Raw genomic sequence first — 12,106 nt, 5'->3', positions numbered from 1 at the left:
GCGTCACCGGCGGATGAACTCGCCGTTGCTCTCCTCGTCGTCGTAGTACTCGATCGTCATCCGTGGCCCGTCGAACCTCACCTGCGAGATCGAGCCCGGCTCGGCGTTCTCGTTGAGCAGGGTGAAGGTGTTGCCGTCCCAGTGGGAGAGCTCGTGTTTGCGGACCCCGCCCGGACCCATCTCCAGGACGAGCTTCCCGTCGCGTTCGACGACCTCCGCCGGCCCGTACACGGGGTTGGCGTAGGCACCCACGTACGACGGCAGCGGTTGCGGCGGTGCGGGATTCGGCGGCGGTTCTTTGCCGACCAGTTCACCCTCCGGGACGCTCAGCGGCGCATACGCCTTGGCGTAGAGATCCCGCCAGTCGTTGCGGATCTCACCGAACTGGACGAGGTCCATGAACTCGGCGGCGATCGCATCCACCGCACCGACGGGCGCGGCGTTGGAGAGCACGACGATCGCGGTGTCGGCCGACGGCAGGACCGAGAACACCGTTCCGGCGCCCGAGGCGAAGGCGCCGGCGTGGTTGAACTGCGTCCGCGCGTCCTCGGTGACCCCGACGTTGAAGCCGTAGCCGTACGATCCGGCGCGGGAGTCGGGCGTCTGCGGTGGATTGGACACCACCTGCGGCGAGACCGCGGGGAGCAGGGCGTCGGGCGCCACCACCTCCTGGCCGTTGTGCTTGCCCTGGGCCAGCACCATCTTCAACCAGATCGCCATGTCGTTGACCGACGAACTCACGCCGCCCGCCGGTGACTGCGCGTCGGGTTCGCGCGGGATCGGGGTCTTGACCCACTTCTCGTCTTCCTTGATGTGTCCGACCGCGCGGTCCGCCCGGCGTTCGAAGTCGACGAACCGCGAGCTGGTGCTGGTCATGCCCAGCGGTCCGTAGATGAGATCCTGAGACAGTGTCGCCCAGTCCGTCCCGGCTTTCACCGCCACGGCCTCGCCACCTGTCGTCACCCCGAAGTTGGTGTAGGCGTAACTGATCCGGAACGGATCGAGGGGCATGAAACGCATCCGCTGCAGGATCTCCTCGCGCGAGTAGCCCATGTCCTCGAGTTTGTCACCGGCGTGGTCGGGAAGACCCGACCGGTGGGAGTACATGTCCCCGACGGTCACCGTGCGCGTGACATACGGCTCGGAGAGAGCGAACCACGGCAATGATTCCACGATCGGCATCTCCCAGGTCACCGTCTTGTCGGTGACGGCGGCCGCGACCACCGTCGACCCGACCGACTTGGACACCGACGCGAGCTGGAAGACGGTGTTCGGGTCGACCGCGTCACCGGTGGTGATGTCCTTGACGCCGAACCCCTTGGCGTACTTGGTCTCCCCTCCCGACACGACGGCCACGGCCACCCCGGGGATCTTCGTCGACTCCATGATCGACGCGACCAGGTCGTCGAGCTGGCCGACCGCCTTGTCGACCGCATCGGCCGGCAGCGGTTCGGCGGCGACGGAATTCGGATTGACCAAGGACGACCCGGACGGTGACGAACCGGTCCCCGACGACCCGCTGTCACAGGCGGCGACGAGTGCGATGACCGCGACGGCGGAGCACGTGGCCATCGAGAGACGGCCCCATCTCGTGGCTCGCGGCGGCTCATGGCCGGAGCGGCGGACAGGAACGGAATGAGCAGTGGCCATGGGGGTCTCCTCGACGTCGCTGCGTCACGATACCCCCGAAACAGGCCCCGAGTAGGCGTTTTGTCGGGGTCGGCACCGCGTCGCACGCGCGCGGGGTCCGACGCCCGCGGGCGCCCGCGTAGGTTGGACGCCATGACCGAGCACGGCGACGACGGCACCGCGACCACCGACACCGATCCGTACCTGTGGCTGGAAGAGGTCACCGGCGACGATGCGTTGTCGTGGGTACGCGCCCACAACGAACCCACGGTGGCGGCGTTGACGTCATCGGAGCGCTTCCGCGAGCTGGAGGCCGCGACGCTGGCCGCGCTCGACACCGACGACCGCATTCCCTACGCGCGGCGTCGCGGTGAGTATCTCTACAACTTCTGGCGCGACGCGACCAACCCGCGCGGACTCTGGCGTCGCACGACGTACGACTCCTACGTCACCGACGCCCCTGACTGGGATGTCCTCATCGACGTCGACGAACTGGCACGGGACGAGGACGAGAACTGGGTGTGGGCCGGTGCCACCGTGCTGCGGCCCGAGTACGAGCGGGCGCTGATCTCCCTCTCGCGCGGTGGCGCCGACGCCTCCGTGGTCCGCGAGTTCGACATCCCGTCGCGCACCTGGGTGGCCGACGGCTTCGTGCTGCCGGAGAACAAGTCCGACGTGGGGTGGATCGACCGCGACTCCGTCTACGTGGGAACGGATTTCGGCGAGCAACCCGACGGGCACGGCTCGCTGACCGACTCCGGCTATCCGCGCGTGGTCAAGCGGTGGACGCGGGGGACCCCGCTGTCGGAGGCCGTCACGGTCTTCACCGGTGAGACCTCCGACGTGTCGGTGCGCGCGGTCTACGACAGCACACCGGGATTCGAGCGCCACTTCATCGGGCGCGCCACGGACTTCTTCAACTCGCTGGACTACGAACTGCGCGACGGCGAGCCCGAGTTGCTCGACGTCCCCACCGATGCCCACGCCGGGGTCCGGATGAACTGGCTGCTGGTGCTGTCGCGGTCGGAATGGGAGGTCGGCGGCACCACTCACCCACCGGGCACGCTGCTGGCCTTCGACTACGAGTCCTACCGGTCGGGCGACCGCGACGCGACCGTGCTGTTCGCACCCGACGCGCACACGAGTCTCGTCGACTACGCCTACACGCGTTCACATCTCATCATCGTGAAACTCCACGACGTGCACACCAGGGTCGAGGTGCGCGAACTCGGGACGTGGCAGGTCATCGACATGCCGGGACTGCCCGACCTCGCCACGGTCTCGGTGCTCGACACCGACCCCGATGAGAGTGACGAGGTGTTCTGGTCGGCGACGTCGTTCACCGAACCGCCGAGTCTGCTGCACGGTTACAGCGGGCACGCCCCGGAGGTGATCAAACACAGCCCCGCGTTCTTCGACTCCGGGTCGGTGACCGCAGAGCAGCACTTCGCGACGTCCGACGACGGCACGCAGATCCCGTACTTCGTGGTGCGGCGCCGCGACGTGTCCCATGGCCCGACGCTCCTGTACGGCTACGGCGGATTCGAGAACGCGCTCACCCCGAGCTACCTCGCCATCGCCGGACAGAGCTGGGTCGAACGCGGCGGCATCTACGTGATCGCCAACATCCGTGGCGGCGGCGAGTACGGACCGTCGTGGCACACCCAGGCCCAGAAGGCGGGCCGGTACAAGGTCTATGAGGATTTCGCGGCGGTGGCACGCGCCCTCGTGGACTCCGGCCTCACCACCCCGGCCCAGCTCGGCGCCCAGGGCGGTTCCAACGGCGGGCTGCTCATGGGCGTGATGCTGACCCGGTATCCCGAGTTGTTCGGCGCCCTGGTCTGCCAGGTGCCGCTCATCGACATGAAGCGTTACCACCTCCTGTTGGCCGGGGCATCGTGGATGGCCGAGTACGGCGACCCCGACGATCCCGAACAGTGGGAGTTCATGAAGCCGTTCTCGCCGTATCAGAACATCGACGCCGAGACGACATACCCACCGATCCTGGTGACCACCTCGACCCGCGACGACCGGGTCCACCCCGGTCATGCGCGCAAACTCGTTGCCCGCCTGGAGGAAACAGGCCACGACGTGCAGTACTACGAGAACATCGAGGGCGGTCACGGCGGCGCGGCGGACAACAAGCAGGCCGCGTTCAAGTCCGCGCTCGCCTACGAATTCCTCTGGCGGACCCTCGGGATCTCGTAGCGACAGGGCGCGCCATCGGCCATCGTCTACTACGAGATCCGCAAGACCACGACCGCCGCGGGGCGCACCGACCGCTCGCCCGCGACCAGTCCCGGACGGAGCACCTCGGCAACCGTGCGGTCCGCGGCGGTGTCGGTCACCGGGCGGACGTCGACCGCCTCCATGGTGCGGGCATCGAAGTCGGCGCCGGGTGGCGGTGCGACGACGGCACCGCCGCGGCCGACGATGAGCCGTTCCAGGCCGGCGCGCAGCAGCTCGAACGCGGGCCGGTCCGCCTCCGACGCCGAGACCGCGCACGTCGCGGCGTCGGTGTACAGCGCGAACAGATCGACCAGGAGCGGAACGTCTGCCACGGCCGTCGCCGGCGGCGATTTGGCGGCGTCGACGAGTCGTTCGATCGTCCTGGTCTGCCGCGCGACCACCAGCGCGAGGTCGGACAGCTGCTCGCGCAACTGCTCGAGCCCAGCGGTTCGGTCGGGTGCAGGGCCCTCCGGAGACGTCATTCCGCCAGCGTAATGAATGGCCACCCATCGATCGTCCGACACCGGCGGAACCCTCTGCGCTGCTAGCATCCCCGATCGTGGGCGTAATCGGGATCGACCTGGGAACCACCAACTCGGCGATGGCGAAGATCGATGCCGACGGTCGCCCCGAGGTGATCGTCGGCCTGACCGGGGCACCGACCACCCCGTCGACGGTCTTGCTCACCTCGCCCACCGACCACGTCGTCGGCGAAGGTGCGCGCCGGCAGGCCCGGCTCGACCCCGAGAACGTCTGCAGCCTGGTGAAGCGGCGGATGGGCGACGCACAGTGGCGGTTCGTCGCGCACGGGCAGACCTGGTCGGCCCCGGCGATCTCGGCACTCATCCTCAAATCGCTGATCTCCGACGCCGCGTTCGCCGGTGAGCGGGTCGACCGCGCCGTGATCACCGTGCCGGCGTATTTCGGTGACGAAGAGCGGCGCGCGACGATCCAGGCCGGCACCTATGCGGGCCTCGAAGTCGCGGGGGTCTTGTCCGAACCGATCGCCGCGGCACTCTCCTACGGGTTCAGCCGGATCACCGATCCCCTCGCCAAGAGCACGCCCGACGAGACCGTCCTGGTCTACGACCTCGGCGGCGGCACCTTCGACGCGACGGTCATCGAACTCGCCGATCGCCGGATCACCGTGCTCGCCGTCGACGGTGATCATCAGCTCGGCGGTGCCGACTGGGACGAGCGGCTGGCGCTGCACCTCTCGCGCACATTCTGCGCCCAGAATCCCGATGCCGAGGACCCGCTCGACGACTCCGCCGGGTCACAGGCCCTCATCCTTGCCGCGGAGCGGGCGAAACACGAACTGACCGAATCGGATTCGACGTCGGTGATCGTCGCTCACGACGGCGCCCGGTCGGTCATCCCGCTCACGCGGTCCGAGCTCGAGGAACTCACCCGCCCGCTGCTGGCCCGCACCGTCGAACTCACCCGGTCGTGCCTGGCCGCCGCCGAACGTCGAGGGGTGTCCGCCGTCGACCGGGTCCTGCTGGTCGGCGGTTCGTCGCGGATGCCGATGGTCGCACGGGAGCTCGCCGCCGCATTGGGAAAGACCCCGGAGCTCAACGATCCCGATCTCGCCGTCGCCCGCGGAGCCGCGATCTACGGCGAGAAGCTCGAGATCGAACGACTCGTCCGCGCCGACCTCGCCACCCGCGGCCGTCTCCGCGAGGACCGCGGACTCGACAGCGTCGCCCCGGCAGATCTCGACGAGTCCTGCACGCGGGTCGCGCACGCGTTCGCACTGCCTGTCAGCGGTGTCCGCCGGATGCTCGAGGTCAGCGTGGACACGGTGGTGTCCCGCGGGTTCGGGGTGCTGGCGGTCAACGGCCACAACGGCGAGCTGGAGGCCAGCTGGCTGGTCCACCGCAACCAGACGCTGCCGATCAAGGTGCGCCGGTCGTTCGGGACCATGCGACGCGATCAGTCCCGCATCGAGCTGGTCGTGCTGGAACAGCAGGGGCAGGCGGCGTCCCCACGACCCGAGGACGCCAAGGTCCTCATCGAGGGCGCGATCACCGACATCCCGCCCGGTTACGACGAGGGCAGTGAGGTGTCGGTCACCTTCGAGATGGCGTTCGACGGCGTCTTGCACGTCACCGCATTCCACGTCGACGCCCGGATACCACTGACACTGTCGGCCAAAACAGGTGCGTCGCTGTCGAAGTCGGAGGTCGAACGGGAACTCGAACAGGTGCACCGATCTCGACGCCGCGACCAGTGATCATGTCCGGGTGAGGTAAGGGGTCTGATGGAGCCGTTCGTCGGCAACGACTACCGCAAACGCGTGCTCGCCGCGGTCGAGCGACGCGGCGGCCCAGGCGAATCCGATTCGTTCGAACTGTATGACATCCCGGTCGGGGAGGCCGAGCGACTCGACGACGATGCCGTGGCCGCGCGCCTCGACGAGGTCTGGGCGTTCTGGCAGAAGCAACGCGACCACCCGAAGTACCGCATCCTGGTGGCACGACTGGTCGCCGAACACGACGAGCGGTCGGCGCCGTTGCGGCACAAAACCGGCCGGATCGCCGAGGCGCGCGCGGTGACCACCCGGCGCGAACTACGCGATCAGCAGAGGTTCGAACTCCTCGACAACGCGATCGCGCGACTCAACGAACGCTACGGCGGCATACCGAGATCCAAGCGCGCCGGGCTCGAGGAGATCGGCGCGATGGGTGGCCTCGACCCGGCGGAGACGGCCACCCGCCTGCGGCGTCACCGCATCGTCGACGATGTGCCCGCCCCACCCGCCGCGCCGGTGCCGCCGCGGGTGACGTTGTCGGCACAGCAACGCGCCCAGATCGGCGACCTGCTCGCCGAGTTCGACCGGCTGCACGACGGCGACCCCACCCCGACCCTGCTGACCCTGTTGCACCTCGACACCGACGCCGTCGCCGACCGCGGTGTCATCGAGTCGCGGGCCGTCGCACTCAACGAGCGCGCCCGCGAACTCGCGGCCGGCCGGTTCCGCGCGGTCCTCGACGAGCTCCTGGTTCACGTGCACGACGTCCTGCTCGCCGATCCCGCCCTCGCACAGGAGTATCGGCAGTCGGTGATCGACGAGGTGACCGACCATCTCCGGCCACGGGTCCGGGCCGCGGTCCTGGTCGAGGACGAACTCGGGACACAGGACCACGAGTACCTGCTCGACGAGGCGCGCGCCCGCGGGCTGGGCGCTCGGGACGCGCGCACGGTGATCGCCGGACTCGCCGCCGAATTCGGCGCGCCCCCTCCCCCGGGCGAGCCCCTCCCGCCGCCGGCCGAGCCCCTTCCTCCGCCGGCCGAGCCCCTCCCGCCGCCGGCCGAGCCCCTCCCGCCGCCGGCCGAGCCCCTTCCTCCGCCGGCCGAGCCTGTCGAGGTCGAGGTCCCCGCCCCGCGCAAGAGGCTGTGGGAGAACGATCTTCGAGCCGCCCGCGCCGCGTTGCGTGACGGCCAGCCCGTGCGGGCGCGTTCGGCGATCGCGGACGCCCGGGCCTCGGCCGGCGACGACGACGAGGCGTTGCGGCAGATCGGGGCGGTCGCCGACGAGGTCGAGCGGGTCATCACCCAGGCGGTGACGGACTCGCGGCGAGCGGGAGACCTCGCAGACGAGAAGCGACATGTCGCGGCACTCGACCTGCTCGAGAGCGTGTTGCGGGTGGCCCGGGACATCGACCTGCTTCCCGACGTGGACGGCCGACTCGACGAACGGCTGGAGCAGTCACGCGACGTCGTCACCCGGGCCGCCGCGGCTGCCCGAACGGCGTCGGCGGGAGACCCGGCCGGCCTGGCCGCCGTCGCCGAGCTGCGGCGTCAGATCGTGGATCACGACGAGCTCAACTCGGCGGCGGCCGAGGTCACCGTGGAGCCGCCGCGCAACGTCCGGTCGGTCGCCGACGGGGGCGCGATCACCGTCACCTGGGAGCCGTCGGCGACGGGGTCGGTGACGTACCGGGTCGTGCGGATCGGATTCGACGGCTCGACCCGGACGCTGGGTCGGACCACGGCGACCGAGCTGTCCGACGGCAGTGCACCCGACCCGGTCCCGCCGGTCTACGAGGTCACCGCCGTGTACGCCGGGCACCGGTCCGCCCCCGCCCGTACCGACGCCGTGTCCGCCCCGTCCGCCGGTCCGGCGGCCGCGGCCCCCGAGCGACCCTCCGCCCCGCGCCCCGACGACCCGCCGCCGGTCACCGCCGTCTGCGTCGAAGGCGACACCGTGCGCTTCGACTGGCCGGTCGGAGTCACCGAGGCGATGGTCGTCATTCGGCCGGATGCCGCTCCGGATCACCCCGCGGACCCGGCGGCCATCGCGTCGAAGGTGACCAACACCCGGTATCAGATCGACGACGGTTTCCCGCTCCCGCCGGACATCCCACGTCCCTGCCATGTCGCGGTGGCCAGCTGCCGTCGGAGCCCGCAGGGAAAGCTCGTTGTCGCGTCCGCGTTCGGTCCGTCCGCGCGAGCTCATGCGCCGGCGACGGGCGCCGCCGGATGAGGGTGGTCCACTACGCTGGGCGCCAGCACCTGCGACGAGCATCTTCGCCGCGCGATCACCGCGAGAATGTCCGACCCGAGAATGTCACCGACGACGAGATGAGGAACCGAGATGGGGATCGATTACACCAAGCGTCCGAAGGCCCAGCCGCCGCAGCCGCCCGCACAGCCCCCATCCGCACCCGCCGGCTACGGTCAGCAGCCGCCGGCCCCCGCGGACTACGGACAGCAGCCGCCCGCACAGCCGATCTCGATGTCGAAGATCACGCTCACCAAGTCCGCGCCGAGCATCTCGCTGAGCAAGCAGGGCGCGACCACCGGCCAGGTGCGCGTCAACCTGAGCTGGACCTCGAATTCGAAGGGCGGTGGCCTCTTTCGCAAGGCACAGGGGATCGATCTCGATCTCGCCTGCCTGTGGGAGTTCACCGACGGCAGCAAGGGCATCGTCCAGGCACTGGGCAACTCGTTCCGGGCACCGCGTGACGGACAGCCGATCATCTACCTCGACGGTGACGATCGATCCGGCTCCGGTGGCGAGAACATGTACATCGACCTCGCCGCGACCAACCGCATCCGGCGGATCCTGATCTTCGCCTACATCTACGAGGGCACCCCGAACTGGGCGGGCGCGAACGGTGTCGTCACCCTGTTCCCGGCCAACGGCCCGGAGATCGAGGTCCGGCTCGACGAGGCCGATCAGTCCGCGCTCTCCTGCGCGATCGCCCTCTTCGAGAACCGCGGCGGCGAGCTGGTTCTCAACCGCGAGGTGCGCTACATCCGCGGGGCGCAGGACAAGGTCGACGAGGCGTACGGCTGGGGCATGAACTGGCGCGGTGCGCGCAAGTAGCAGAGAATTCCGCCCATGACCGCAACCACGCTGGCCGGTTTCGCCGCCGGTCTCGCCGACGGATCGCTCCGCGTCATCGACCTGACCACCCCGTTGAGTGCGTCGACGCCGGCGCTGCGGCTGCCCGCACCGTTCGCGAACCTGATCGACTTCAGTCTCGAAGAGGTCAGTGCCTACAACGAGCCGGGACCGTACTGGCGGCACAACAACATCCACACCGGGGAGCACATCGGCACCCACCTCGACGCCCCGATCCACTGGATCAGCGGACGCGACGGGGACGATGTGTCACAGATCCCCGTGCAGCGGCTGATCGGTCCGGCTGCGGTCCTCGACCTGACCCGGGAGGTCGCCGACGACCCGGATCATCTGTTGAGCGTCGCCGAGGTCGAGTCCTGGGAGGGTGAACACGGACGGCTCGGCGCCGGAACCTGGTTGTTGCTCCGGACCGGCTGGGAGTCGCGTGGCGGGTCTGAGGCGGAGTTCCTGAACACCGACGAGACCGGGTCGCACACGCCCGGCGTGTCGGTGGAATGCGCACAATGGCTGGCCACCGAACGCGAGATCACCGGCCTCGGCGTCGAGACCGTCGGCGTCGACGCCGGTCTCGCCGGAGGGTTCGATCCCGCGTTCCCCGTGCACTACCACTTCCTGGGCAACGACAAATACGGGCTCACCTCGCTACGCAACCTGGGCTCGCTCCCGCCCACCGGGGCGGTGATCGTCGTGAGTCCGCTGCCGATCGTCGGCGGCACCGGCAGTCCGTCGCGCGTGCTGGCGATCGTCGAAGGTTGATGGGCGCACCCGGCCGCTACGGCCCGACGGTCGCCGACGTGGCTGGCCGGGTGCTGGCGGATCTCGGCGTCGGCCATGTTTTCGGTGTGGTCGGCAGCGGGAACTTCGTCTTCACCAACGCCCTGCGCGCCGGCGGGGTGCCGTTCACGGCCGCCCGTCACGAGGGCGGCGCGGCCAGCATGGCCGACGCCTACTCACGGATGTCGGGACGGGTGGGCGTGCTGTCGGTCCACCAGGGGTGCGGGCTCACCAATGCGATGACGGGCATCGCCGAGGCGGCCAAGAGCCGGACGCCGATGATCGTGCTCACCGCGGACTCGCCCGCGTCGGCTTTGCGGTCGAACTTCCGCATCGACCAGGCGGCCCTGTCCGCGAGCGTGGGCGCCGTGAACGACCGCGTCCACGGCCCGAGCACCGTGGTCTCCGATGTCACCCGCGCCTTCCGCACCGCGGTGACCCGCCGCCGGACCGTGGTGCTTCATGTCTCGATCGACATCGCCTCGGCCGCAGCGGAATTCGATGGGTCGGTCAAGCTCTCGGTCGAGCCGCCGCGGGTGCGGCCCGATGCCCGGTCGGCGGCCCGTCTGGCCGATGCCATCCGCGCCGCCCGGCGGCCGGTCTTCGTCGCGGGCCGGGGGGCGCGCGCCGCCGGACCGGAGGTCGCGGCACTGGCCGAGACCGCCGGTGCGCTGGTCGCGACGTCGGCGGTCGCGAACGGTCTGTTCGCCCGAGACCCGTTCTCTCTCGGCATCTCCGGTGGCTTCTCCTCACCCACCACCGCAGACCTGATCGCCGGTGCCGACCTCATCGTCGGGTGGGGTTGCGCCCTGAACATGTGGACGATGCGGCACGGCCGACTCATCGGGGCGGACACGACCGTGGTCCAGGTCGACGACGACATCGACGCCATCGGTGCGCATCGTCACGTCGATTTCGGTGTCGTCGGCGACTTTGCCGCGACCGCGGCAGACGTGCTCGACCTCTTGACCGGCGCCGGGAGCGCAGCGAGCGGGCCAGTTCAATCTGGCTACCGCACAACGGAGGTCAGGCAACGGATCTCGGCGTCGTCGAGGTGGCAGGACGTCCCCGTCACCGGTGAGGTGACACCCGGTCGCGTCGACCCGCGGGCACTGACGATCGCGCTCGACGAGATACTCCCGGCGGAGCGCGTCGTGTCGATCGACTCCGGGAACTTCATGGGCTACCCGTCGACGCATCTGTCGGTTCGAGACGAGAACGGCTTCTGCTTCACCCAGGCCTTCCAGTCGATCGGTCTCGGTCTCGGCACGGCGATCGGCGCGGCGTTCGCACAGCCGGGCCGGCTCCCGGTCCTCGGCACCGGTGACGGCGGATTCCTCATGGCCATCGCCGAATTGGAGACCGCGGTGCGGCTGGATTTGCCGCTGGTCGTCATCGTCTACAACGACTCCGCCTACGGCGCGGAGGTACACCACTTCGGCGACGCCGACATGACGACGGTGACGTTCCCCGAGGTCGACATCGCCGCGATCGCCCGCGGTCACGGCGCGACAGGCGTCACGGTCACCGGACTCGACGACCTCGACGAGGTCCGGGAGTGGGTCGGCTCGCTGTCCTCACCCGAACCGTCCGGGCCACTGATCATCGACGCCAAGATCACCGACGACGGCGGTTCGTGGTGGCTCGCCGAGGCGTTCGCGGGTCACTGACCCACCGGGATTTTGTAGCGAAAATGCGTGCTATTTGCCAACTTTCGCTACAGAACCCCGGTGGGCGTGTGGCGTCGTCGAGTCGCAAGCCATGACACCAAGGTACTCGCCAAAACGTTCGACGACGAAGTTTCTCCACAACCTGCAGGCGTTGAGAGTTGTTGTGTTGCAGCGCATATCACTTGCACCCCAACGGTGAACGAACCATGGTGGACTGTGGTGTACACAAACCCCACCAGTCACACCCGAGACCGGCGCGTCAGGGTCACGATCGGGCACAACTCGACCTCAGCACATTCGCACCGCCCCCGTCGCCGAACTCGGCGGTGCCGCCTGTGCCCACTCGAGCCAGACCATCCGCCGACGCGGCCGCCTGGCCACACCGCGCCGGTCCGGTGATCCACGCGCATGTCTCGGTAGCCTCGTGGCT

At 69.4% G+C, this 12,106-nt stretch carries 8 protein-coding genes; 6 read left to right on the top strand and 2 right to left on the bottom strand.

Annotated features, from left to right (window positions below):
• Positions 1-3: 3 nt before the first annotated feature.
• Positions 4-1,572, bottom strand: a complete 1,569-nt coding sequence (locus AMD30_RS11555) for a serine hydrolase (protein WP_055475730.1) — start codon at positions 1,570-1,572, stop codon at positions 4-6.
• 210 nt (positions 1,573-1,782) lie between these two features.
• Between AMD30_RS11555 and AMD30_RS11550 the strand changes: the two genes are divergently transcribed.
• Positions 1,783-3,837, top strand: coding sequence for a prolyl oligopeptidase family serine peptidase (locus AMD30_RS11550; RefSeq protein ID WP_055475729.1), 2,055 nt, complete (start codon positions 1,783-1,785; stop codon positions 3,835-3,837).
• Between the two features lie 29 nt (positions 3,838-3,866).
• Here AMD30_RS11550 and grpE read toward each other — a convergent pair whose 3' ends face one another.
• Positions 3,867-4,340: a nucleotide exchange factor GrpE gene (gene grpE, locus AMD30_RS11545; protein WP_231632691.1), complete on the bottom strand. Its 474-nt coding sequence runs from the start codon at positions 4,338-4,340 to the stop codon at positions 3,867-3,869.
• Positions 4,341-4,417: 77 nt separating this feature from the next.
• Here grpE and AMD30_RS11540 point away from each other — a divergent pair, with 77 nt between their 5' ends.
• The 5 genes from AMD30_RS11540 (at position 4,418) to AMD30_RS11520 (ending at position 11,676) form a co-directional block, all read left to right on the top strand.
• Positions 4,418-6,094, top strand: a complete 1,677-nt coding sequence (locus tag AMD30_RS11540) for an Hsp70 family protein (RefSeq protein WP_084817248.1) — start codon at positions 4,418-4,420, stop codon at positions 6,092-6,094.
• 27 nt (positions 6,095-6,121) lie between these two features.
• A complete protein-coding gene (locus AMD30_RS11535) occupies positions 6,122-8,347 on the top strand; it encodes a hypothetical protein (RefSeq protein ID WP_055475728.1) in 2,226 nt (741 codons plus the stop codon).
• A 111-nt stretch (positions 8,348-8,458) separates the two neighbouring features.
• Positions 8,459-9,193, top strand: coding sequence for a TerD family protein (locus AMD30_RS11530; RefSeq protein ID WP_010842833.1), 735 nt, complete (start codon positions 8,459-8,461; stop codon positions 9,191-9,193).
• 15 nt (positions 9,194-9,208) lie between these two features.
• Positions 9,209-9,988 (top strand): cyclase family protein, encoded by a 780-nt coding sequence (locus AMD30_RS11525; protein WP_055475727.1) that lies wholly within the window; start codon positions 9,209-9,211, stop codon positions 9,986-9,988.
• Positions 9,988-11,676 (top strand): thiamine pyrophosphate-binding protein, encoded by a 1,689-nt coding sequence (locus tag AMD30_RS11520; protein ID WP_055475726.1) that lies wholly within the window; start codon positions 9,988-9,990, stop codon positions 11,674-11,676. The genes AMD30_RS11525 and AMD30_RS11520 overlap by 1 nt, the downstream gene beginning before the upstream one ends.
• The last annotated feature ends 430 nt before the right edge of the window (positions 11,677-12,106 follow it).

The organism is Gordonia sp. HS-NH1 (assembly GCF_001418765.1).
Classification (GTDB): domain Bacteria; phylum Actinomycetota; class Actinomycetes; order Mycobacteriales; family Mycobacteriaceae; genus Gordonia.
This window is presented reverse-complemented; position numbering and strand designations above follow the sequence as displayed.